Here is a 22,604-nt window from a genome sequence, read left to right on the forward strand (position 1 = left end):
TCGCACCGAATGATACAACCTTCATTCGGTAGCTAGCGCCTTGAAACCGGTTGCCATGTCGCGAGCCAAACGGTTTAGGCATTCATTCAGCGCCGCCACCATTACCCGATAATCATCGGTAGAAGCCGGCAATCGGTAGCTGCTTTGTTCGCTCTTAACCAGCCGATCGTCTTGACTGATTTGCCATTGGGCGGTCAAACCCGCCTGGCCTTGCGGATCGACATGAAATTCCAGGATCCTCACCGTCAACCTGTATTGCGCCTGTTTAGCCCCCTGGTTATTGGACAACTGCACATCGGCGGGCAGCAGTAGGCTTAAATCCTGTGCCAAAACCCGGCTGATATTTTCATCCAACGCTTCGGCCCAGCGATGCAGTTCGTGCAGTTGATAGGTGTTTTTGCCGGTCGCGGTCACCATCTGCGACCGCTCTAAATAGTGTGGGATACGAACCGGAGCAATCGATACGCTCGGTTTGGCCGTGGCGGATACCGATCCGGCAGGTTCGGCATCGGTGACGGGCTCCAATAAATAGAATTGAGCCGGCGGAGTCGATCCGATGCAGCCGGCCTGCAATAACAGCAAGGAAACCGCCGAAATCCGCAAAATCGATTGTGCTGTTTTCATCATTATTATCCTTTAATTTTCCTTACCTGAAATCAAGGCTTCCGGATGCCGTTCCAGATATTCGCCCAGATCGCGGATAGCCCGCGCGGCCTGCTTCAAGGCCAGCAAGGTATCGGACAGCGCCGATTCCGGACCGACCGCATCGCCCACCTTCCGCATCGATTCTTCCGCCCTATTCAGGGCCGTGGTTGCCGCCTGCAAGGTTTTATCGGTACTGTTGAATACCTTCGGCAATTCGTTGTGAAGTTGTTTGACCATCGCCTGCGTGTCCTTGACCAGAGCTTCGGTGCTGACCATCGTAGCCGTCGTATTCTGTAACAGCGGTTCCAGATTACTGTTGAGAATGTGCATGGTGCTCTCAATGTCCTGCAAGGTGTTGGCCAGAGCAACCTGAGTTTTTTTCAAGTCATCAGAAGCCAAAAGCCTTTTGATTTCCCGCAGACTGTCGGCAAAATCTTGTACTATCTGATCCAACGGCATGGAACGCAATTTTTCCGCGACTTGTTCGGCGGTATTGCGCAGTTCGTCGGTTGCGGTCGGTAGACCGGGTATTTCAAGCATGCCCTTATACTCCAGCCCGGTGAATACCGGTAGCTTGCCGGGATGCACATCCAGATCGACATACAACAAGCCGGTCAACAGACTCTGCATTTCCAATCTGGCACGAAAGCCGATATCGACCATCTTAGCCAGATCGGCCTTTCTTTCTTTCTCGCTGACTTCGGTGCGGAAAGAAGAGCCGCCGGAGCTGTTTAGCCCCCCTCTATCGATTTCCACCACCACCGGCTTGAAAACCTTGTTGCGCTTGGGATCGAACAGCAGGCTAATTTCCTTGACCTCGCCGATCTTGACGCCCTGCATTTTGACCGGCGCACCGACTTCGAGCCCATTCAACGAGGAATCGAAAAATACCACGAACTGCATCTTATCGGCCTTAAAGCTTTGTCCGCCGCCGAATATCAACAGCCCTATCACCAATAATGCCAACGCGCCGAGGGTAAAACCGCCGATGGCGGCGGGATTGATGGGTTTACTCATACGGAAACAGCTCCTGTTGCGAGTGTCTTATCGAACATGCCCTTCGCCACGCGTCAAAAATTGAATGATCCTAGGGTCGTCCGACTCAGCCAATAGTTTTTTCGGCGCGCCGGTAGCCAGCATGGTTTTACTCTCCGAATCGAGAAATACCGAGTTGGTGCCGATCGCGAAAATACTGGCCAGCTCATGCGTCACCACTACGATAGTGGTGCCCAAGGTCTGACACAAACTGATAATCAGATCATCCAGCAATCGGGCGCTGACCGGATCCAGCCCGGCGGAAGGTTCGTCGAAAAATAGAATTTCCGGATCCAAGGCCATCGCCCGCGCCAACCCCGCCCGCTTTTGCATGCCGCCGCTGATCTCGGCCGGATAATATTCCTCGAAACCGGCCAGTCCCACCAGCGCCAGTTTATAGGACACCATGTCGGCGATTTCAGCCCGGCTCATACGGGTGAATTCGCCCAACGGCAGTGCAATGTTTTCGGCCAGGGTCAAGGAGCTGAACAAGGCGCCACTTTGATATAACACCCCGATCCGCCGCATGATGTTAATCCGCTGCCGGTCATCGGCATGCCAGAAACTCTGTTGATCGTAATACACATCACCTTCAGCGGGTTGCTGCAAGCCGATCAAATGTTTCAACAGGGTGCTTTTGCCGCAACCGCTGCCGCCCATCACGATAAACACCTCGCCTCGAGCGATACTGAAATTCAGGTCGCGCTGAATGACGAAATCGCCATAGGCCATGGTCAGGTGTTCGACGCTAATATGAGCCTGTTTCATTTGCTGGCCTCAAACATCCAGCCGATTACAGATCAAGGTCAGAATCGAATCGGCCACGACAATGTAAACGATACTGTCAACCACCGCCGCCGTGGTGGCATCGCCCACCGCCGACGCACTGCGTCCGCACTGCATGCCGCGCATACATCCGGCGGTGGCGATCAATACCGCGAATACCAAGCTTTTGAATAAACCCACCACAAAATCGGGCAATTGCACGGCTTTTTGAATTTCGTTGTAATACTGAATAAACGACACATCGAAGAAACTGAAACTGACTAGCGCCCCGCCCATAATCCCCATCAAGTCGGCATACAGGCACAGCAAGGGCATTACCAGAATCAACGCCAGCATTCTGGGCAGCACCAAGAACTCGGTCGGTGAAATTCCCATGGTTTTCAAGGCGTCGATTTCGCTATTGACATTCATGGTCCCCAATTGAGCCGCATAAGAAGCGCCGGTGCGGCCGGACATGATGACGGCCGTCATCAATGGCCCCATTTCCCTAACCGTACCCAGCGCCACCAGATCGGCGATATAAATTTGGGCACCGAACATCGCCAGTTGCAAGGCGCCGACGAAAGCCAGAATCAAGCCCACCAGCAAACTGATCAGGGTGGCAATCGGTAAACCGCCGGGGCCGGCATCCTGAATACAGATCAACAAATCAACCACTCTGAAGCGGGCCTTGCCGCGAAGCAAGGCCCAGACGGCCAGTAACGCCTCCCCGACAAACACGACCAGCGCCCGGCCATCCTTGCCCAAATCGAGCACCCGGTTACCGACAACCGCCAGCATAGACACATGTTGTTCGCTACGGCGCGCACCCACTCGCTCCGGCACCGCGCGAGCCAATTTCAATAGGCTTTGCACCCCGTCCGGCAACCCGGAACTGTCCATCGCAACAGACTGGCTATCGCAATAATCGGCGATTTTCAACAGATAGCAGGGCAATCGGCTGTCCCAATCCCGCAGCTCCGAAGCCTGCAACACGATACGTTTTGGTGCCAATCGGTTCAGTTCTTCGATTATCAGCCCGACCGGCTCGATCTCGGCATCGCGCAACCAATGACCGCCGAATTGTACGATCAGACTGGCATCGGAGGTCGACTCTATCCGGACCTTGCCTGAAACCTCGGGGCTGTCGATTTTGATTGCATCACTCATAAACCGCTCACTTCTGGACAGTTCAGGAATTGGTCAAAAACAACCGCCAGAAATGGTGGGGAGCAATATTGTAGGGGCGAATTGATTCGCCCAATAAAAGACCCCGTGGCGAATAAACTCGCCACTACGGCAGATTCTGATGAGATCAGAAAGCTTGTGGGCATTGCTGAAGCCAAATATATCGTTGACTAACCGGAGTCGAAGCGACCGACAGTTTTTTTGGATTGGATAAATTTATTGCCATAAATCACCTAAGAATATACAGGCGCCAATATCAGACAACCTGCTGTTTCTGTTGTAAAAATTGCAGCACATCTTCGTTATTGACTTGATAATAAATATCCTCGACCGCCACGACCACGTTAACCGAGTAAAAACTAATTTCGTCGCCCAGATAATAATAAGAAGACTGCCAGCCATCCTTGCGTCTAAACACTACGATCTCCCCCCTATCCTGTTCGATCAACACATACTCTTCCAGGCTAGGCAAAGCCTGGTAACGCAATCGTTTTACGGTTTGATCGAACTTACGCGTGGTTTTGGAAAGCACTTCGACCACGATCACGGGTGAGTTTTTGTAGTATTCGTTTTCATTATCCCGCTCGCACACCACCATCACATCTGGATAGAAAAAAGCCTCCCAGGCCTTAACCTTCATATCCGACATGAAGGTTCGGCAGGGTGTGCCTTTGAGTTTGCTTCTAAGCTCGCCAGCCATGTTCAGCGCCAGCAAATTATGATTCTCGCTGGCACCAGCCATTGCATAGACTTCACCGTCGATGTATTCATGCTTGGTGTCGGCAAGCAATTCGCCTTGCAGATAGCCGGCTTCGGTTATTTTTTCAGCATATTTTAAATTCATGACTGTAACTCCGAATCATCAAGGTTGGTCCTTAAACCGGCACACACTGCAAACCTTCGACTTTTTGAAATCCACGCGGCAATGCCGTGCCGCGATTGGCTCGATTGCCGGTGTATTGGGCGATGTCCATCGCTTTCAGCGTGACGAAACGCTTACCGGACAGGATTTTCAGCTCGCTGCCCGCCGTCAGCGCCGTAACCGCTACCACCGCATCCTTGCCGGAAACAATGTCGCCGCTCGGAATCTGGATCAATTTATTGCCCTTGCCTTTCGCCAGTTCCGGCAAATCCTGAGCGGGAAAAATCAGCAATCGGCCTTGCAAGGTCGCCACCGCCAGCAAATCATCGCTATTGGGAATCGGCGCCGGCGTCATCACTTTCGAACCTGTTGGCAGACTCAACAGCGCCTTGCCTGCCTTGTTTTTGCTCAGCAATTCCTTCAACTGCACCCTAAAACCGTAACCGGCATTGCTGGACATCAACAGCCAATCGTCCGACTGGCCGCTAAACACGTCGGTGAATAAACTACCGGCCGGTGGATTCAGACGCCCGGTCAGCGGCTCGCCCTGGCTGCGCGCCGACGGCAGATCATGCGTGGTGATGGTGTAAACTCGGCCGGTGGAATCCAGCACATAAGCCGGCTGGGTGGTGCGACCCTTCGCCGAAGATAAATAGGCGTCGCCGGCCCGGTAGCTGAGGCTTTCCACCTCGATGTCGTAACCCTTGGCAGCGCGTATCCAGCCTTTTTGCGACAAGATGATGGTCACCGGCTCGTTGGCGATCAGCTCGGTGGTATCCAAGGCTTGCGCGGCTTCGCGGGCAACGATGGGCGAACGGCGGTCGTCGCCGTATTTTTCCGCGTCGCGCTCGATTTCCTTACGGATCAAGCGATTCAGCAAGCGTTCGGAGCCCAGGGTTTTCTCCAGCGCCTGGCGCTCCTGTTCCAATTCGTCCTGTTCGCCGCGTATTTTCATCTCCTCCAATTTCGCCAAGTGCCGTAACTTCAATTCCAGGATCGCTTCCGCCTGCAAGTCGCTCAAGCCGAAACGCGCCATCAACACCGGTTTTGGATGGTCCTCGGCGCGGATGATGGCGATCACTTCGTCGATGTTCAGATAGGCGATCAGCAAGCCTTCCAGGATGTGCAAGCGCGCCAGCACCTTGTCCAGGCGGTATTGAAGCCGGCGGCGCACGGTTTCGGTCCGGAAACTGATCCATTCGGTCAGAATCATCCGCAGATTCTTGACCTGCGGCTTGCCGTTCAGGCCGATCATGTTCATATTGACCCGGTAATTTTTCTCCAGGTCGGTGGTGGCGAACAGATGCGACATCACCGCGTCGACGTCGATACGTTTGGTCTTGGGGATGACCAGCAAACGGGTAGGATTCTCGTGATCGGATTCGTCGCGCAAATCCTCGATCATCGGCAGTTTCTTCGCCAGCATCTGCGCGGCGATCTGTTCCAGCAACTTGGCACCTGAGACCTGATGCGGCAAGGCGGTGATGACGATATTGCCGTCTTCCAGCTCGTATTTGGCACGCATTTTCACCGAACCGTTGCCGGTCGCATACATTTTTTGAATGTCGGCGGCGGCCGTGACGATCTCGGCATCGGTCGGATAATCCGGGCCCTTGACATGCGCCAGCAAACCTTCCAGCGGCGTTTCCGGCTCGTCGAGCAATTGCAGGCAGGCAGCCGCGACTTCGCGCAGATTGTGCGGCGGAATGTCGGTCGCCATGCCCACCGCGATGCCCATGGTGCCGTTCAGCAGCACGTTCGGCAAGCGGGCCGGCATCAGGCTGGGTTCTTTCAGGGTGCCGTCGAAATTGTCGGTCCAATCAACGGTGCCCTGGCCCAGTTCGCTGAGCAAGGTTTGCGCGTAAGCCGTCAACCGCGATTCGGTGTAACGCATCGCCGCGAAGGATTTCGGGTCGTCCGGCGAACCCCAGTTGCCCTGGCCATCGATCAGGGGATAGCGGTAGGAAAAGTCCTGCGCCATCAATACCATGGCTTCGTAGCAAGCCGAATCTCCGTGAGGATGGTATTTACCCAAGACGTCGCCGACGGTACGAGCCGATTTCTTGTACTTGGCCAGCGCCGTCAGTCCCAGTTCCGACATCGCATAGACGATACGGCGCTGCACCGGTTTGAGGCCGTCGCCGATATGCGGCAAGGCCCGGTCCAAAATCACGTACATGGAGTAATCCAGGTAGGCTTTTTCGGTGAATTCTTTTAGCGGGAGTTGTTCGAAGTTTTCCTGTACACCCATTGTTTTGCGAATGATCCTGTGTGGTTAGTCGCCGACGCGACACGATTGAGAGGTGGACTAAAATACCACAGCCGGGAGGCCGAGGCCTTATTGGAAGAAAACTGCTGATGTTTAATCGGAAAAGTTTTAACGGTCGGCTTAACGGCAAGGTGCTTACATCAGCCAATCCGGCCGCAGCAGCATCGCCAGCGCCAACGCCACCATTACGCAGCCGCTGATCAGTTTCAGCCAGCGGCCGGATTGTTCGGTCAGTTTATGACTGCCGAGCGTGATAACGGCAATCGCCACCATCAGGGAATCGTCGGCAATATAGGCAACAATGTAGAGCAGCAGATAAGCATAATATTGAATCATGCTGAAGCCCTGCTGGCTGAGCACGGCGGTATAGATGGCCGGCAAACCGGCGGTGCAGAGCAGTTCGATGAAATTGACGAGCACGGCTAAAATGGCAACCGATAGCAGCGAAGCCGCCAAGGCCTCGGTCTGCAACAGTTGCCGCATGCGCGCATACAAGCCGGGTTTGGCCGCTTCCGGTATCGAGAACGAAAAACCTTGCTTGAACGCAAAGTAATCCTTGACATTGACCAGGCCGATCAACAAAGCCATGCAGGCTAAGGCCCAACGTACCGGATTGGACATGCCCATGATCAAAAACACGTTCAACCAGGCCGCCATGAAAGCGAAATACACCGCGCCACTAATTAACACAAAGGTACCCGCCACCAGCGCCATTCGTTGCCGGTTTTGCATCCGAATCAACAAAGACAACAAAAACAACAGCACCCACATCGCACAGGGATTGAAGCCATCCAGCAAACCCAAGGCCAGCGTGAACAGCGGCAAACCCAAGCGTTCCACGCTGATGGTCCCAAACCAGCCGCCATCGACCTGCTGACCCATGGTGGCTGCATTGTCGATAAAAGCCAATAGCGGTGGTCCGCTATTTTCGGCGCTGTCAAAACCGACGAATACCTTGCCGTGCATCACAAAGGTCGGCACTCCTGGAGGCCAGATGCCGGCCTGCCGAGACAGGTTAATCAATTCGATGCGTGCATCAGGTTCTTGGTCCAGAGAACGATAAACTATTTTGAGCTGTGGCCGCTGCTGGGCAATCCGGGGCAAATATTTCTTGGCTTCGGCGCAATGCGGACATCCGTCGCGTACATAGACCTGTAATACGCCTATATCAACCGGATTGGCGGCGGAAGCGCCGAAGGGCAATAACAAGCAAATCAAACACAGGCAGCCCAGTATCCAGCCGAGGCCGGGACTACATAAGCCGCCCGGCCGATTGATGGCCGCAAGGAATACCGACATACAAAGCCTCGCTTTAGGCTTTGTGCTCCAGTAAAGCCGTCATTTCTTCGCGTTGAATGACTTCTTTTTCCTGCAGCAATTCGGCCAGCTTATCCAGCTGCGCTCTTTTGGAAGTCAATATCTTGTGCGCGCGTTGCTGAGCATCCTCGATCAAGGCCTTGATTTCGGCATCAACCACGCGAGCTGTTTCCTCGCTGTAATTACGTTGTTCGGAAATATCGCCGCTCAAAAATTGCAGTTGTTGGCGTTGGCCATAAATCAGCGGGCCGAGCTTTTTACTCATGCCCAGGTAACAAACCATGTTGCGGGCAATCTCGCTGGCCTTTTCCAGATCGTTTTGAGCGCCGGTGGAAACACTATCCAGCGCCAGTTGTTCGGCCACCCGGCCACCCAACAAAATCGCCAATTGGTCTTTCAATTCGGGCTCGGTGGACAGGTATTTTTCCTCGACCGGCAATTGCAAGGTAAAACCCAATGCGGATACGCCGCGCGGAATGATGGAAATTTTATGCACCGGCTGCCCGGTGGGAACATTTTCCGCCACCAGCGCATGGCCGGCTTCATGAAAAGCCACTCGGCGTTTTTCGTCGGGTCCCAGCACCCTGTTTTTCTTCTCGGGACCCGCCATCACCCTGTCGATAGCCGCTTCGAAATCTGCCATCGTCACGGTATCGCGGCCGCCGCGCGCCGCCATGATCGCCGCCTCGTTGGCGATATTCGACAGATCGGCGCCGACGAAGCCGGGCGTGCGCTTCGCGACCGTAGTCAAGTCGATGTCCTTATCCAATTGCATGGCCTTGCTGTGCAGCTTCAGTATCGCGATCCGGTCGACCAAATCCGGTTTGTCGACCACGATTTGCCGGTCGAAACGGCCGGCGCGCAACAAAGCTTTATCCAGGATTTCTGGACGATTGGTAGCAGCCATCACCACCACGCCGGAGGTCGGATCGAAGCCGTCCATTTCGGTCAACAATTGATTCAGGGTTTGCTCGCGCTCGTCGTTACCACCCATGATCGCCGGACCACCACGGGAACGGCCAATGGCGTCCAATTCGTCGATGAAGATGATACATGGGGCTTTTTGCCGGGCTTGCTCGAACAGGTCGCGGACCCGGGCGGCGCCGATACCGACGAACAGCTCGATGAATTCGGAGGCGCTGATATTGAAGAACGGTACCCCTGCTTCGCCCGACACCGCCCGCGCCAACAAGGTTTTGCCGGTGCCGGGCGAGCCGACCAGCAACACGCCTTTCGGCATCCGGCCACCGAGCTTTTGCAGTTTTTCCGGCGATTTTAAAAACTCGATGGTTTCCTTTAGTTCCTGTTTGGCGCTTTCCGCGCCGGCCACGTCATCGAAGGTAATCTTGCCGGTTTCCTGTTGAATTTTGATTTTGTTACCGATATTCAAAAAAGACCGCCCCGCTCCTCCGGTCATTCGCGGCAACAACCACATCCAGATACCGGCGAAAATTGCGATCGGGATGATCCAGTTGAACAAAATATTGCTGAGCCAATTGTCGCCGCTTCTGACCACGTATTCGACCTTGTGGTCCTGCAGATTTCTGGTCAGCGCTTCGTCCCACAACGGTATCGTGAAGAAATGCTTGCCGATTTTCTTGTCTTCTTCCTTGAGGCTGCCATTGATAAAGCGCTGGGTGACGACGGCTTTGTCGATTTTGTTATCGTTGACCAGATTCAGAAACTGACTGTAGGGGATCTCCTGTCCCTGCGGCTTTTCTCCGCCGGCCAACAGCGACAGCACGATAATGCCCAGCACGAAATAAAGCACCAACCGGGAAGGTTTATTGACGGGAGCGTTTGGACCGGATTTGGCATCGGCATTTGCATCCGGCTTGAGCAGGGATTTGACGGCGTTTTCCAACCAGCCCCAGGCCAGACATAACCAATCCAACAACATTTTGTATATTTCGGTCAGTTTTTGCTTGTCTATCATGACGCCTTACTCCCGATAAAAAATGAAACTCTCCGCCTAAGCTACCTCAGCTATCGGAATTTGCCAACTAAGCCTGAGACAATTGCCGATAAGCGCCACTGTAATACAACAACGGTTCGCCGCCACGGCAAACCACTTTTTCGACTTCGCCGATCACGATCCAGTGGGTGCCGGCCTGAATCTGCTGGACCACCTTACACTCCAGGCTGACTAGCGCCTTGCTTAACAAAGGCGCGCCGTTATCGCCCGCTTCCCAAGTCACGCTGGCAAAGCGTTCCGCCTGGGTACAATTACCGGCAAATTGGTTGGACGCATCCTGCTGGTCGCTGGCCAGAATATTAACGGCAAAATGCCGGCTCTCCAACAACGCACCACCGGTATCGGTAATCTTGTTAAGACAAACCAGAATTTGCGGTGGATCGACCGACACGCTGCTGAATGAAGTGGCGGTCATGCCCTTGGCACCCTGATCGGCCGATTGCGCGGTAACCACGGTCACGCCGCTGGCCCATAATTTCAGGGCATTTTTAAATTGAATTGCATCTACGCTCATAAAATTCTCTTGGTTAAAACCGTTGCGCGATCAAGCATTCAACAGCTTTTTAAAATCGTAATGATAAATAAATCCAGGCAATGCGAATACCACAAACAGACACAGGCTGGCGACATAAAATTCCCACTGCTGGGTATGCAATCCACCGGTCATTTTATATTCCAGCGCCATCGCCAATAATCCGGTCAAACCATACCATACCAGCCATTCCAGCCAACGCCACCAGGCGGTTTTATTCAATTTGATGGTCAGCAAAAAGCGTTCGCTCAACCAGGGCAGATTGGCGACGACCAATGCCGCCGTCAACAATACCGCATAAACGCCGGTCTGCATCAGCCGTTTTTAGGTCGCATGTGCGGAAACAGCAATACGTCGCGAATACTCGGCGAATTGGTGAACAACATCACCAGCCGGTCTATGCCTATGCCCTCGCCGGCGGTCGGCGGCATGCCGTGTTCCAGCGCGGTGATGTAATCGGCGTCGAAATGCATGGCTTCGTTGTCGCCGGCTTCTTTTTCTTCCACTTGTTTCTGGAAGCGTTCGGCCTGATCTTCGGCGTCGTTCAACTCGGTGAAGCCGTTGGCGATCTCTCGACCGCCGACGAAAAACTCGAAGCGGTCGGTGACATGCGGATCGTTATCGTTGCGGCGCGCCAGTGGCGACACTTCCACCGGATAGGCGGTAATGAAGGTCGGATTCATCAGCCGGTGCTCGACGGTTTTCTCGAAAATCTCGATCTGCACCTTGCCCAAGCCATAACCGTCCTTGACCGGAATCTTCAAATTCTCGGCCACTTTCACCGCCGCTTCGCGAGTCGACAAATCGGCCAAGGTCAGTTCGGGATTGAAATGCAGGATGGATTCCAGCACCGTCATCCGCGCGAATGGTTGGCCGAAATCGTATTGATCGCCCTGATATTCGATGATGCTGTGGCCGACCACGTCCTCGGCGATGCCTTTCAGCAAGGCTTCGGTCAGGTCCATCAAGTCGCCGTATTCGGCATAGGCCTGATAGAACTCCATCATGGTGAATTCGGGATTATGGCGGGTCGACAGGCCTTCGTTACGGAAGTTGCGGTTGATCTCGAACACCCGTTCGAAGCCGCCGACCACTAGCCGTTTCAGATACAGCTCCGGCGCAATGCGCAGATACAGCTCCATATCCAGCGCGTTGTGGAAGGTCGTGAACGGTCGGGCGGTAGCACCGCCGGGGATGACTTGCATCATCGGCGTTTCCACTTCCAGGAAGTCGCGGGCGATCAAAAATTCGCGGATGTAATTAACGATCTTCGAGCGCATCAAGAAAGTCTTGCGGGTCTCGTCGCTCATGATCAAATCCAGATAACGCTGGCGATATTTGATCTCCTGATCGGCGATGCCGTGGAATTTTTCCGGCAGAGGCCGCAAGGCCTTGGTCAGCAGGCGAATGTCGTCGACCTTGACGCTCAACTCGCCGGTCTTGGTTTTGAACAATACGCCTTCGGCGCCGAGGATGTCGCCGATGTCCCACTTTTTGAATTGGTCGTTGTAGACGCCCTCGGGCAAATTGTCGCGTGACACGTAAACCTGAATTTGGCCTGACATGTCCTGCAAATGACAGAAACTGGCCTTGCCCATGATGCGGCGGGTCATCATCCGACCGGCAATCTTGACCCGAATCGGCTCGGCCAACAGTTCCTCCTCGGATTTTTCGCCGTATTCGGCCAGTAATTGGCCCGCCACCACATTGCGGCGGAAGTCGGTCGGGAAGGCAATCCCTTCCTCGCGCAGGCCGTTCAATTTTTCGCGGCGTTGTTTAATCTGTTCTTGTTCGTCGTGTTCGAGTTCTGACATGTCTTCTTAGTAAATTTCTAATGCTTAATAAATAATTTGGTTACGCCAATCGCTTTAATTTCTCAACAAAATATCTGGCACTTGGACAATTAGGATGCTGAGCAGCACGGGCTACCCTGAATTGATGGTGTTTGATAAATCTATCGGCAAAAGCGATTTTGCTGCTTCCGGGACCGCGACCAATCGTTTGCAAGCCAATTTCTTTTAATCGATCCCAAGGCATTGACGGTGTTTGCTCGGGAAAATCTTCAAAAAAACGGCCTTGCTTAGTCCAACTTTTCATCGCATCGGTATCGGCCAGAAACCAAGACTCCATGGCTTTTCGCGCAATAATCACTAAATCGAAATTATCGTTACCGATAATTTCTTTGCGTTTGGTGATGCATGGGGCGCATTTTTCCGGGTCTAAATCAGCCAATACAACAATCTTATCTGGATTATGTTGTTTCTTTAATAAATTCACATATAACGAGATATTCCGAGAACAAAGATTGCCGTTACCTTGAACATCAATAACGTGATCAATAACTTGCAATTGATAATCTTGTTTTAACCAGTCGCGAAAAGACTGACTTTCAACAAGTTTTTTATCCGAAGCTCCCTCAACAACGAATCCAACCGTTACCAAGGCAAGCCTCCATCGAGCAGATTAGACAGCCAAGCCTTATCTAATCCAAGAGGCGCTAAATCTTCGTCCGTCAAACCTTGCTCGACGGCATTTCTCATCCGAGTTTTGCCTTTCTGTTTATCGGCCAACCATAATTCCTTAAGCTGCAAGGCTCGTACCACGGCTTCGCTATGAGTCGACATCCAAATCGCCGATCCGGGCCGGCTATATTCCCGAATCAAGCTCACCAATTCGTTAATGGCCTTAGGATGCAGACCTCTTTCCGGCTCTTCTACCAAAGTGAGGCCATATTCCGGGCTATCCAATACGGCAACCAACAAACACAATGCGTAAATAGTTCCATCGGAAACCATATTTGCCGGAAAGAGCCGTCTGGTGCCGAGTTCTTTGAATAAAATAGCGGTTTTACTGTCCAGTTTTTGTCTTTCGGTATTAATACTCTCTATGCCAGGAATTATTGTTTCCATCCATTCCAAAATAATGCCTCGAAACTTTTCGTCTCTTTCCAGTCGCCCCAATACGCTGGCAAGATTATCGCCTTTGCTATTCAATATAGTAGGGTCTTGATCAGAACTATTCGGCTCTTTTGAACTGATTGAATCAATTCTATAAAGGCGTATATTTTTTAGAAACCCTCCTATTGGAGTTTCAGAAAATAAAAGTAATGCAGAATAATCGACGGGAAAGCCTTTTACTTCCAAAGCACCATAACTTCCTTCAACAGCTATTAACTCCGCCTTGCCATTTTTATAATCTTGTATTAATAAAGGAAATTCACTCCTCATTCGCCTCAACAAAGGTGTGCTATCTAAATACAATTCTTCCGTAATCGATGGGTTTTTATCAAATCCATCGATACTCAATACATACTTGAAACGGACTGTATTACCCTGATCTTTTAGACTAATATCAATTTCGAAATCAAAACAACGCGCTTTTGATTTACGACGCTTTTGTGAATAGACATGCTCATAGCCACCATATTTTCTCAGTGCATCCTGAATACCGTTTCGGACAAACAAACTAACGAAATTCAACGCATCGAAAAAATTACTCTTTCCACAGCCATTGGCACCAGCAAATACCGAAAACGGCTGGACATTTTCCAACACCAAGGAGTCGATACTTTTAAAGTTGGCGATCTTAAGATGATGGATAAAGTAGGAAGCCACTGTTTATAGTCCGCTCTTCAAACTCGCCTCGATAAACTGATCCAACGCCCCATCCAGCACCGCCTGGGTGTTGCCAGTCTCGACGTTAGTGCGCAAGTCTTTGATGCGGGATTGGTCCAACACGTAAGAGCGAATCTGGCTGCCCCAACCGATGTCGGATTTGGAGTCTTCAATCGCCTGCAAACCTTCGTTGCGTTTCAGCATTTCCATCTCGTAGAGCTTGGCTTTCAGCTGCTTCATCGCGGTGTCTTTGTTCTTGTGTTGCGAACGGTCGCTTTGGCACTGGGTGACAATACCGCTGGGATTGTGGGTAATCCGTACCGCGGATTCGGTTCTATTGACGTGCTGGCCGCCGGCGCCGCTGGCGCGATACACGTCGATCCGCAAGTCGGCCGGGTTGATGTCGATTTCGATGTCGTCGTCGATCTCCGGCGATACGAACACCGATGCAAACGAGGTATGGCGGCGGTTGCCGGAATCGAACGGCGATTTTCTGACCAGGCGATGCACACCGGTTTCGGTGCGCAACCAGCCGAAGGCATACGGCCCTTCGAACTTGATGGTGGCGCTCTTGATGCCGGCCACGTCGCCCGGCGACTCCTCGATCAACTCGGTCTTGAAGCCCTTGGCCTCGCCCCAGCGCAAATACATGCGTTCTATCATTGATGCCCAGTCCTGAGCCTCGGTGCCGCCGGAACCGGATTGAACATCCAGGAACGCATTGTTGGCGTCCATCTCGCCGGAGAACATACGCTGAAACTCCAAGCCAGCCACCTGCTTTTCGTAACCTTCCAGATCGGCGGCCACGGTATCGACGGTTTCTTCGTCGTTTTCCTCCACCGCCAACAACAACAGTTCTTCGGCATCGTTCAGGCCTTGTTCAAGCTCGATAATGGTGTTGACGATGCCTTCCAGCATGGCGCGTTCCTTGCCCATCGCCTGTGCTTGTTCCGGTTTGTTCCAAATCGCGGGGTCTTCCAACTCGCGCAGCACTTCCACCAAACGTTCGCTCTTGGCCTCGAAATCCAGATAGCTTTTCAGTCCGGCGCTACGCTCGCGCAAATCGGCTATTTTGTATTTAATCGGATTAATTTCTTGCATGAACCCTCAAAACCCAAGCAACACGCCGGGACAGCCCGGCGACTTGAAAAAATGAGTAATTATAAACGATTACGGTGCAAGGTTGGGCTGACGGTTTTTTAATGACCAGACCACACAGCCTATGCCGGCCAATACAAACGGAATGCTGAGCAATTGGCCGGTGGTCAGCGCCAGGCCGGTGTCGTACATGGCTTGCTCGGTTTTGAAATATTCCAGGAAAAAACGCACGCTGAACAACATGCCGATAAAACAACCGAAGGTAAATCCCGGTTTGTCGCCGTGCCTTTTGTAAATCAGCAGCGAAATACCATAGATCACCAAGTAACAAAAGGCTTCGTAAAGCTGCACCGGATGGCGCGGCAGCGGGTCGATCCGCGCGAAAATCACGCCCCAGGGTTCCTGGGTCGGAATCCCCAAAATCTCGGAATTGAAAAAGTTACCTATACGAATCAAGGCGCCGGCCAGCGCGGTCGGAATGCTGACCCTGTCCAACAGCCAGAAAAAGCCGTCGCCGTATTTGCGCCGATATAGATACAGGGCCAGAATAATACCCAAGGTGGCGCCGTGACTGGCCAACCCGCCTTCCCAGATCGCCAGAATTTTGATCGGATGCGACAGATAATAAGCCGGATCGTATAGCAGGGTATGCCCCAAACGGGCGCCGACGACGGTCGCGATCACCATGTACCAGAGCAAGGTATCCAGTTCCTCGACATTCTTGCCTTCGCGTTGATACATCCACTGCATGGTCAAAAAGCTGCCGACAAAACCCAACGCAAACATCAGGCCGTACCAGCGGATTTTTAAAAAGCCAAAGTCAAGTAAAATGGGATCGATGTTCCAGATGAAATGTTCCATGCGTATTCCGGGATAGATTTTGAGATCAGGCTAAAGGCCAATAATTGTATCGTTCAGCGGGCTTTTTCGCCTTTTATCTTTCAACTTATCATCTTTGACTTGATACTTGAACCTTGCCGTCCAGCACGCGCACCGGAAAGGTGGCGACGTCCTCATAGGCCGGGGCACACTTGACCTGGCCGGTTTTAATGCAAAAACGGGCGCCGTGGCGGGGACAGACGATTTCATCGCCGTCCAGTTCGCCGCTGGCGATTTCCGCGCCGTCATGGGTGCAAACATCTTCTATCGCGTAAAACTGGCCGTCGAGTTTAAATACCGCGACATCATAACCATCGACATCCACCACCACATGCTCGCCGTTTGCCAGCGCCGATTCGGCCACCACATCGATCCATTCACTCATGCTGTTACTCTCACTTCAAATAAATGTCATAGCGCAATAACTTGCCCCGCAGGCTTTGGCTGGGCATGCCGCCCAAGGATTCGGCGTAATCAGGACTTTTCACCACCACCCGCTTACCGGCAGCCGTCCAGGCTGCTTCGAACAAGGCCTCGCGATCCAAATCGTCGCCGAGTATGTCGCGCAAGATCGCCATCGATTTGCGCGTCGCCGCCGATTGTTTGCGTTTGGGCGGAAACATCGGATCGAGATAAATGCAATCGGGCTGTTCCGGCAAGTTTGCCAATACTTCGATCGCATTGCCGGCCATTAATGTCGGCGGCGACAATTCGCGCTTTTGCACCCAGTCTTTTTGCGCCAAACGCTCGAAACCGTCCCGTATCAAAGCCACCATCACCGGCGAGCGTTCGATGCAGGTGATTTGATAACCCATGCGAAACAGCGCCAGAGTATCCTGTGCCCAACCAGCGGTGGCATCGACGATGCTGGCGGTTTTCTTGCCGACCGCCTGGGCCAGCAGATCTTTTTTCGGCGCGGGATAGGAATGTTGTTCGCCGGGACGGGGATCTATCTCGACCAGCAGACCACCCTTTTTCAAGGTTTGTTTATCCAGCAGCTTCAAACAGCCATCGCGGTAGCACAGGAAGAAGTCGTAATGGGCGCTTTCGGCATCAGCCATGGCCGCCAGCAAGGGCAAGCCCAGCCTCTCGCCCAGGGCTTGCACGGAGCCTGCGTCGGTATCGCCGCATAGAATTGCGGTATTGTTCATCGGATTTTAGCCGGGTTTTGGCTATAGCCCCTACCCGGCCCACACAATTCGACCATGGCCGACCGCTTATTCGGTGGAAACGGCTTGTTCCTGATTTTTCAGCGCGGCATCCAACGTATGCCAAGCCAGCGTCGCGCATTTCACCCGGGCCGGATATTCGCGCACGCCGGCCAATACCGCCAATTTGCCGATCGCTTCCAAGTTGATTTCCTCGGTCTTGCCGGTAGTCATTTCATGAAATTGCTTGAACAGGGTTTCGGCTTCATTCTCGGTTTTGCCCTTGACGATTTCGGTCATCAGCGATACCGAGGCGGTGGAAATCGCGCAGCCCGAACCTTGGAAACTGGCATCGCTGATCACATGATCGTCGATTTTTAAAAACAGGGTCAGCTTGTCGCCGCACAAGGGATTGAAACCGTCCACCCGGCGATTGGCATTATCCATCACCCGAAAATTACGGGGATTGCGGTTGTGATCAAAAATCACTTCTTGGTATAGATCGCGTAAATCTTCAAACATTAGCCAAACACCTCTATTAAGGATTTGATGCCTTGCATCAACACATCGATTTCTTGGCGGGTATTGTACATTGCAAACGAGGCTCGCGCCGTGGCCGGCACGCCGTAAAAATCCATCACCGGCATCGCGCAATGGTGGCCGGCCCTGATCGCAATGCCCAGACTGTCGAGCATGGTGCCGATGTCGTGCGGATGGATGTGATCCAACGTGAACGACAAGATGCCGCCCTTCTCCGCCGCCTGGCCGATGATATTCAGGCCTTTGACCTGCAGAGCCTGCTCAGTGGCATAAGCCAGCAATTCGGCTTCGTAAGCGGCAATGTTATCCATGCCGATGGCGCTGACGTAATCAATCGCAGCGCCCAAACCAATCACTTCGGCAATCGCCGGGGTGCCGGCCTCGAATTTATGCGGCAAGCCGGCATATTCGGTCTTGGCAAAAGTCACTTGGCGGATCATATCGCCGCCGCCCTGATACGGCGGCATGGCTTCCAGTAAGGCCTGCTTGCCGTACATCACGCCGACACCGGACGGGCCGTAGAGTTTGTGGCCCGAGAACACGTAAAAATCGCAATCCAGGGCCTGCACATCCACCGCCATGTGGGGTATCGCCTGAGCGCCGTCCAACAGCACCGGAATATTTTTGGCATGGGCGGCGGCAACGATTTTTTCCACCGGATTGATGGTTCCCAGCGCATTGGACATCTGGGTGATCGCCACCAGCTTGGTTTTATCATTTAATAACTGCTCGAACTCGTCGAAAAGCAGTTCGCCTTGTTGATTCATAGGCGCGACCTTCAACACCGCACCGATCTGCTGGCAAAGCATTTGCCAAGGCACGATGTTGGCGTGATGTTCCATCGCGCTGATGACGATTTCGTCGCCGGCTTTGAACTGCGATTTGCCGTAGCTTTGCGCGACCAGATTGATCGCCTCGGTGGCGCCGCGCACGAAGATGATTTCTTTCGTGCTGGCTGCATTGATAAACGCCCTGATTTTTTCCCTCGCACCTTCAAACTTGTCGGTGGCTTTGACGCTCAAGGTATGCACGCCGCGATGAATGTTGGCGTATTCGTGGCTATAGGTATGCACGATGCTGTCTATCACCGCTTGCGGCTTCTGACAACTGGCGGCGTTATCCAGATAAACCAAGGGCTTATTGCGGATTTTTTCGCCGAGGATGGGGAAATCGGCGCGGATTTGTTCGATGGGAAATATGGTCATTGCTAACTTTTTGTATTCGTTGATTTTGTCTTAACTAAAAACTAGAATCGCCCGAGTCGATTCGTAAACTGGATAAAGCTATGTCTGCCGTCTTTCCGCAAAAACACCTCACCGACATCGCCGAGTGGCATCGCATGGGTGAAGCCGGGATTTTTCCACCCGAAAGCCACATGGAACTCATCGAAGGAGAAATTTTACATATGGCCCCGATTGGATTTAATCATGCCGGGCATCTTAATCGCTTGAATCGTCTCTTCAACCGTTTATTGGACGATCAGGTAGTCATCAGCGTTCAAAATCCTCTACAACTGGACGATCTTTCCGAACCCGAGCCCGATTTCGTATTGCTCAAACCGGAGGCCTCTTTTTATACAACCCGCTACCCAACCGCGGCCGACGTGCTGTTGCTGATTGAAGTTTCCGACACTACCCTGCGTTTCGACCGCAACCAAAAACTGCGGCTCTACGCCGGCCACAATATCACCGAATACTGGATCGTCAATCTGATCGACGACTGCCTGGAAATCTATCGCCAGCCGCAAGACGGCGATTACCTGGACAAATCCGTATTATCCAAAGCCGATAGCCTCAATTTACAGGCCTTGCCGAAAATACAAGTCGCAGTTTCGGCAATTTTATAGGCTTATCGCGGGAAACCTCGCCAACAATTGCTCCAATAACAAGGCTTTCAAGTCGGCATCCTCGATCTTATCGACCATTTCGTTAGCAAAGGCAAAGGTCAAAATGTTTCTGGCCGATGCTTCGTCTATGCCGCGCGACTGCAGATAAAACACCGACTTTTCCTCCAACTGGCCGACCGTGACGCCGTGCGAACATTTAACGTCGTCGGCATAGATTTCCAGTTGCGGCTTGGTATCGACTTCCGCGTCGCCGGATAACAACAGATTGCGGTTGTTCATCTCCGAATCACTTTGCTGCGCATCCTCGGCTACTACCACCCGCCCCTGAAACACCCCGCGCGCCCTATTGTCCAGCACGCCCTTATAAAACTCGCGGCTGATACCGTTCGGTTTCAAGTGATTGATGCGGGTATGGTTATCCAGATGCTGGCGTTTACCTCCCACGAACAAACCGTTCAAAGCACATTCGGCCGCCGTATCCAGATCGCTGTGAATATCGCAACGCGCCAACAAAGCGCCAAACGCAAAATTGTGATGGTTAAATCGGCTATCCGCTGCCTGTTTAACGTAGGTTCCACCAAAATGCTGGGCTTTTTCCGCTTCCAGTTGCACCTTGTACAGAGTTAAACCGGCGTTAGGTCCGAGCAGGCATTCGTTGACTGACGCAGTGAAATAGCTCTCGCAGCCTCCGACATAGGTTTCGATAATTTCGGCTTCGGCATGGTCGCCAATCGTTATCAAATTGCGGGTTGCGGCCAAGGCATCGGCTTCGGTCACCACATGCAAAATCTGGATCGGCTTATCCAAGACCTGTTTGGCGGAAACGTCGATCAACACACCGTCATCGAACCAGGCATTGTTGAAAGCGATCAGACTGTGTTCGCCAGCCGTAACGGCTTGTCCCAAATAACTCTGCACAGTCTCTGGTCTATCTTGCAACGCCTGCTTCAGACTCGTCACCGTCACCGCATCCGGCAAATCGGCCAGATTCGACAAGACTTCGGAAAAACGGCCATTCAGCAGCACCATGCACCAGGCATTTTCGAGCCGGAAAGCATTCAGCCAATCGGCATCCACGGCATCACTCGATGCTGGCCTGAACAAGGTTTTGTTCAAAACCGACAGATTGGTGTAACGCCATTCTTCCTCGCGGGTATTGGGAAAACCGTGCTCGGCAAAGGCTTGCAAGCCTTTATTTCGAAACTGTTGCAACCAAGGCAAATCCTGTCCCGGTAACAAAGCAGCAATCGCCGGATAGGCCGCCAAATAGGGGGTTGTAGGTTGTTCGCCGCTCATCATGCCGCCTGCCCTTCCAACCAGCTATAACCTTTTTCCTCCAGCTCCAGCGCCAGTTCCGGCCCGCCGGATTTAACGATCTTGCCGTCGGCCAGCACATGCACCACGTCGGGCTTGATGTAATCCAGCAGGCGTTGATAGTGGGTAATCATCAGGAACGAACGGTCGGGGCTACGCAAGGAGTTGACACCCTCGGCGACGATGCGCAGTGCGTCTATGTCCAGGCCGGAATCGGTTTCGTCCAGGATGCACAGTTTCGGCTCCAAGATCGCCGCCTGCAATATCTCGTTACGCTTCTTCTCGCCGCCGGAAAAGCCTTCGTTGACCGCGCGGTATAAAAACTTTTCATCCATCTGCAACAGCTTGACCTTACCCTTGACCAAGGCCAGGAAATCCATCGCATCCACTTCCGGCAGGCCGTGATGCTTGCGCATCGCGTTCAGCGCGGCCTTCAGCAAATAAATATTGCTGACGCCGGGAATTTCCACCGGATACTGAAACGCCAGGAACACGCCTTCGCGGGCGCGAATTTCCGGGTCTAATTCCAGTAAATTTTTGCCGTCGTAAGTCACGCTACCGTCGGTGAAGGTGTAGCCGGATTTGCCGGACAGCACGTGCGACAAGGTGCTCTTGCCGGCGCCGTTTGGCCCCATGATGGCGTGGACTTCGCCCGGCTTGATATCCAGGCTTAGGCCCTTGAGGATGGGCTTATCATTGATGGAGACGTGAAGATTTTTTATGCTGAGCATGTGTTTTTACCTAAATTTTAAATAATCCCGAACCTTATCGTTCCCATGCTCCGGCGTGGGAATGTAGCCCTTGACGCTCAAGCGTCACGATTGACTTGACTAGGTTGTTAAACCCAGCGTTGAATCTTTTGTTCCGTTGTGTCGCTATCGCGACGATTTTTCTAAAGTCGGTTCTCGGACCGACAGCCGAGATACTTTTCTTTGCTTGTCCAAAGAAAAGTATCCAAAAGAAACGACACCCGGATGCCGCTTGTTTCCTGCGCTCCTCGTGTTTGATCGGGGTTTTCCGAAAGGGCCTCCCAGCCCCTACGGAAAACGCGATGCATCCCTGCATCGCCCCTAGCGGGCAATTCCGCTCAAACCCTCCGGTGCTCGGCGCGGCATAACGGGAGAAAAACCATCGCGAATTCAAAAACATTCTAAAAATGTAGGTCCGATTAGCGAAGCGTAATCGGACGGATGTTTAGTATTCCAAACAGCTCGATAAACACCATCCCACAATATTTCCTCTCCGAAACTTCGGAAATAGAAATTCTATTAATTCAATTCATTTGTCCGATTACGCTTCGCTAATCGAACCTACGCGAGCTGAACCACAGTGAAGCGCATCGATCGCGAACGATGTGCATCCTATCGTCGGCACATCCTAAATATTCTTTCCACACCCCAAACATCCAACCACTGAAAAATCTCGCGGCGGAGTTTATTCCCCTTATGCCGCGCCGAGCACCGGAGGCTTTGAATGGATTTGCCCGCAGGGGCGATGCAGGGATGCATCGCGTTTTACGTAGGGGCTGGGAAGCCCCTTCGGAAAACCCCGTTCAAAGCCTTCGGCGCGCAGGATTT

21 protein-coding genes and 1 pseudogene are annotated in these 22,604 nt (G+C 52.8%); 1 reads left to right on the forward strand and 21 read right to left on the reverse strand.

Annotation, left to right across the window (positions count from 1 at the left end; translation table 11 throughout):
• Nucleotides 1-21 precede the first annotated feature (21 nt).
• The 19 genes from IVG45_RS12860 to IVG45_RS12950 form a co-directional block, all read right to left on the reverse strand.
• Nucleotides 22-627, reverse strand: a complete 606-nt coding sequence (locus tag IVG45_RS12860; RefSeq protein WP_230874579.1) for a PqiC family protein — start codon at nucleotides 625-627, stop codon at nucleotides 22-24.
• Between the two features lie 9 nt (nucleotides 628-636).
• A complete protein-coding gene (locus IVG45_RS12865; RefSeq protein ID WP_196434213.1) occupies nucleotides 637-1,662 on the reverse strand; it encodes an MlaD family protein in 1,026 nt (341 codons plus the stop codon).
• A 27-nt stretch (nucleotides 1,663-1,689) separates the two neighbouring features.
• Complete coding sequence (locus IVG45_RS12870) at nucleotides 1,690-2,448, reverse strand: ABC transporter ATP-binding protein (RefSeq protein WP_196434214.1); 759 nt, start codon at nucleotides 2,446-2,448, stop codon at nucleotides 1,690-1,692.
• 9 nt (nucleotides 2,449-2,457) lie between these two features.
• Nucleotides 2,458-3,615, reverse strand: a complete 1,158-nt coding sequence (locus IVG45_RS12875) for an MlaE family ABC transporter permease (protein ID WP_196434215.1) — start codon at nucleotides 3,613-3,615, stop codon at nucleotides 2,458-2,460.
• Nucleotides 3,616-3,889: 274 nt separating this feature from the next.
• Nucleotides 3,890-4,477 carry a Uma2 family endonuclease gene (locus IVG45_RS12880; protein WP_196434216.1) on the reverse strand — a complete coding sequence of 196 codons (588 nt, stop codon included), beginning with the start codon at nucleotides 4,475-4,477 and terminating at the stop codon, nucleotides 3,890-3,892.
• 31 nt (nucleotides 4,478-4,508) lie between these two features.
• The gene (parC, locus tag IVG45_RS12885) at nucleotides 4,509-6,746 is read right to left on the reverse strand and encodes a DNA topoisomerase IV subunit A (protein ID WP_196434217.1); all 2,238 of its coding nucleotides are present in this window, start codon (nucleotides 6,744-6,746) and stop codon (nucleotides 4,509-4,511) included.
• A 153-nt stretch (nucleotides 6,747-6,899) separates the two neighbouring features.
• Complete coding sequence (locus IVG45_RS12890; RefSeq protein WP_196434218.1) at nucleotides 6,900-8,063, reverse strand: glutaredoxin family protein; 1,164 nt, start codon at nucleotides 8,061-8,063, stop codon at nucleotides 6,900-6,902.
• A gap of 13 nt (nucleotides 8,064-8,076) precedes the next feature.
• The gene (ftsH, locus tag IVG45_RS12895) at nucleotides 8,077-10,017 is read right to left on the reverse strand and encodes an ATP-dependent zinc metalloprotease FtsH (protein ID WP_230874580.1); all 1,941 of its coding nucleotides are present in this window, start codon (nucleotides 10,015-10,017) and stop codon (nucleotides 8,077-8,079) included.
• Nucleotides 10,018-10,084: 67 nt separating this feature from the next.
• Nucleotides 10,085-10,570: a flavin reductase family protein gene (locus IVG45_RS12900; RefSeq protein ID WP_196434219.1), complete on the reverse strand. Its 486-nt coding sequence runs from the start codon at nucleotides 10,568-10,570 to the stop codon at nucleotides 10,085-10,087.
• 30 nt (nucleotides 10,571-10,600) lie between these two features.
• Nucleotides 10,601-10,903 carry a DUF2818 family protein gene (locus IVG45_RS12905; protein WP_230874581.1) on the reverse strand — a complete coding sequence of 101 codons (303 nt, stop codon included), beginning with the start codon at nucleotides 10,901-10,903 and terminating at the stop codon, nucleotides 10,601-10,603.
• Nucleotides 10,903-12,402, reverse strand: a complete 1,500-nt coding sequence (lysS, locus tag IVG45_RS12910; RefSeq protein WP_196434220.1) for a lysine--tRNA ligase — start codon at nucleotides 12,400-12,402, stop codon at nucleotides 10,903-10,905. Before lysS ends, IVG45_RS12905 begins: the two co-directional genes overlap by 1 nt.
• A 40-nt stretch (nucleotides 12,403-12,442) precedes the next feature.
• On the reverse strand, nucleotides 12,443-13,030 hold the full coding sequence (locus IVG45_RS12915; RefSeq protein WP_196434221.1) for a DUF4276 family protein: 588 nt from the start codon (nucleotides 13,028-13,030) through the stop codon (nucleotides 12,443-12,445).
• Nucleotides 13,024-14,202 (reverse strand): AAA family ATPase, encoded by a 1,179-nt coding sequence (locus IVG45_RS12920; protein ID WP_196434222.1) that lies wholly within the window; start codon nucleotides 14,200-14,202, stop codon nucleotides 13,024-13,026. Before IVG45_RS12920 ends, IVG45_RS12915 begins: the two co-directional genes overlap by 7 nt.
• A 3-nt stretch (nucleotides 14,203-14,205) precedes the next feature.
• Nucleotides 14,206-15,303, reverse strand: a complete 1,098-nt coding sequence (gene prfB / locus IVG45_RS12925) for a peptide chain release factor 2 (RefSeq protein WP_196434223.1) — start codon at nucleotides 15,301-15,303, stop codon at nucleotides 14,206-14,208.
• Nucleotides 15,304-15,372: 69 nt separating this feature from the next.
• Nucleotides 15,373-16,161: a prolipoprotein diacylglyceryl transferase gene (gene lgt / locus IVG45_RS12930; protein WP_196434224.1), complete on the reverse strand. Its 789-nt coding sequence runs from the start codon at nucleotides 16,159-16,161 to the stop codon at nucleotides 15,373-15,375.
• 88 nt (nucleotides 16,162-16,249) lie between these two features.
• A complete protein-coding gene (locus IVG45_RS12935; RefSeq protein ID WP_196434225.1) occupies nucleotides 16,250-16,564 on the reverse strand; it encodes a non-heme iron oxygenase ferredoxin subunit in 315 nt (104 codons plus the stop codon).
• Nucleotides 16,565-16,574: 10 nt separating this feature from the next.
• Nucleotides 16,575-17,330, reverse strand: coding sequence for a class I SAM-dependent methyltransferase (locus IVG45_RS12940; RefSeq protein WP_196434226.1), 756 nt, complete (start codon nucleotides 17,328-17,330; stop codon nucleotides 16,575-16,577).
• Nucleotides 17,331-17,396: 66 nt separating this feature from the next.
• Nucleotides 17,397-17,849, reverse strand: a complete 453-nt coding sequence (gene sufU / locus IVG45_RS12945) for a Fe-S cluster assembly sulfur transfer protein SufU (protein ID WP_196434227.1) — start codon at nucleotides 17,847-17,849, stop codon at nucleotides 17,397-17,399.
• Entirely contained in the window at nucleotides 17,849-19,072 is a 1,224-nt protein-coding gene (locus IVG45_RS12950; protein WP_196434228.1) for a cysteine desulfurase, read from the reverse strand. The genes sufU and IVG45_RS12950 overlap by 1 nt, the downstream gene beginning before the upstream one ends.
• Nucleotides 19,073-19,152: 80 nt before the next feature.
• Here IVG45_RS12950 and IVG45_RS12955 point away from each other — a divergent pair, with 80 nt between their 5' ends.
• A complete protein-coding gene (locus IVG45_RS12955; protein ID WP_196434229.1) occupies nucleotides 19,153-19,713 on the forward strand; it encodes a Uma2 family endonuclease in 561 nt (186 codons plus the stop codon).
• Here the strand turns inward: IVG45_RS12955 and sufD are convergent.
• Both sufD and sufC read right to left on the reverse strand, forming a co-directional pair.
• Nucleotides 19,708-21,009: a Fe-S cluster assembly protein SufD gene (gene sufD / locus IVG45_RS12960; RefSeq protein ID WP_196438028.1), complete on the reverse strand. Its 1,302-nt coding sequence runs from the start codon at nucleotides 21,007-21,009 to the stop codon at nucleotides 19,708-19,710. The two genes, IVG45_RS12955 and sufD, sit on opposite strands and share 6 nt — an antisense overlap.
• A pseudogene (gene sufC, locus IVG45_RS12965) lies at nucleotides 21,009-21,698 on the reverse strand (Fe-S cluster assembly ATPase SufC); the annotation flags it as partial. The gene sufD and the pseudogene sufC, both read right to left, overlap by 1 nt.
• Nucleotides 21,699-22,604 lie beyond the last annotated feature (906 nt).

The sequence above is a fragment of the Methylomonas sp. LL1 genome (assembly GCF_015711015.1).
Taxonomy (GTDB): domain Bacteria; phylum Pseudomonadota; class Gammaproteobacteria; order Methylococcales; family Methylomonadaceae; genus Methylomonas.

What these genes read in the sequence shown, in the direction of transcription:
- IVG45_RS12860 (WP_230874579.1), bottom strand. Translation starts at nt 627, where the DNA reads ATGATGAAAACAGCACAATCGATTTTGCGGATTTCGGCGGTTTCCTTG.
- IVG45_RS12865 (WP_196434213.1), bottom strand. Translation starts at nt 1,662, where the DNA reads ATGAGTAAACCCATCAATCCCGCCGCCATCGGCGGTTTTACCCTCGGC.
- IVG45_RS12870 (WP_196434214.1), bottom strand. Translation starts at nt 2,448, where the DNA reads ATGAAACAGGCTCATATTAGCGTCGAACACCTGACCATGGCCTATGGC.
- IVG45_RS12875 (WP_196434215.1), bottom strand. Translation starts at nt 3,615, where the DNA reads ATGAGTGATGCAATCAAAATCGACAGCCCCGAGGTTTCAGGCAAGGTC.
- IVG45_RS12880 (WP_196434216.1), bottom strand. Translation starts at nt 4,477, where the DNA reads ATGAATTTAAAATATGCTGAAAAAATAACCGAAGCCGGCTATCTGCAA.
- parC (WP_196434217.1), bottom strand. Translation starts at nt 6,746, where the DNA reads ATGGGTGTACAGGAAAACTTCGAACAACTCCCGCTAAAAGAATTCACC.
- IVG45_RS12890 (WP_196434218.1), bottom strand. Translation starts at nt 8,063, where the DNA reads ATGTCGGTATTCCTTGCGGCCATCAATCGGCCGGGCGGCTTATGTAGT.
- ftsH (WP_230874580.1), bottom strand. Translation starts at nt 10,017, where the DNA reads ATGATAGACAAGCAAAAACTGACCGAAATATACAAAATGTTGTTGGAT.
- IVG45_RS12900 (WP_196434219.1), bottom strand. Translation starts at nt 10,570, where the DNA reads ATGAGCGTAGATGCAATTCAATTTAAAAATGCCCTGAAATTATGGGCC.
- IVG45_RS12905 (WP_230874581.1), bottom strand. Translation starts at nt 10,903, where the DNA reads ATGCAGACCGGCGTTTATGCGGTATTGTTGACGGCGGCATTGGTCGTC.
- lysS (WP_196434220.1), bottom strand. Translation starts at nt 12,402, where the DNA reads ATGTCAGAACTCGAACACGACGAACAAGAACAGATTAAACAACGCCGC.
- prfB (WP_196434223.1), bottom strand. Translation starts at nt 15,303, where the DNA reads ATGCAAGAAATTAATCCGATTAAATACAAAATAGCCGATTTGCGCGAG.
- lgt (WP_196434224.1), bottom strand. Translation starts at nt 16,161, where the DNA reads ATGGAACATTTCATCTGGAACATCGATCCCATTTTACTTGACTTTGGC.
- IVG45_RS12935 (WP_196434225.1), bottom strand. Translation starts at nt 16,564, where the DNA reads ATGAGTGAATGGATCGATGTGGTGGCCGAATCGGCGCTGGCAAACGGC.
- IVG45_RS12940 (WP_196434226.1), bottom strand. Translation starts at nt 17,330, where the DNA reads ATGAACAATACCGCAATTCTATGCGGCGATACCGACGCAGGCTCCGTG.
- sufU (WP_196434227.1), bottom strand. Translation starts at nt 17,849, where the DNA reads ATGTTTGAAGATTTACGCGATCTATACCAAGAAGTGATTTTTGATCAC.
- IVG45_RS12950 (WP_196434228.1), bottom strand. Translation starts at nt 19,072, where the DNA reads ATGACCATATTTCCCATCGAACAAATCCGCGCCGATTTCCCCATCCTC.
- IVG45_RS12955 (WP_196434229.1), top strand. Translation starts at nt 19,153, where the DNA reads ATGTCTGCCGTCTTTCCGCAAAAACACCTCACCGACATCGCCGAGTGG.
- sufD (WP_196438028.1), bottom strand. Translation starts at nt 21,009, where the DNA reads ATGAGCGGCGAACAACCTACAACCCCCTATTTGGCGGCCTATCCGGCG.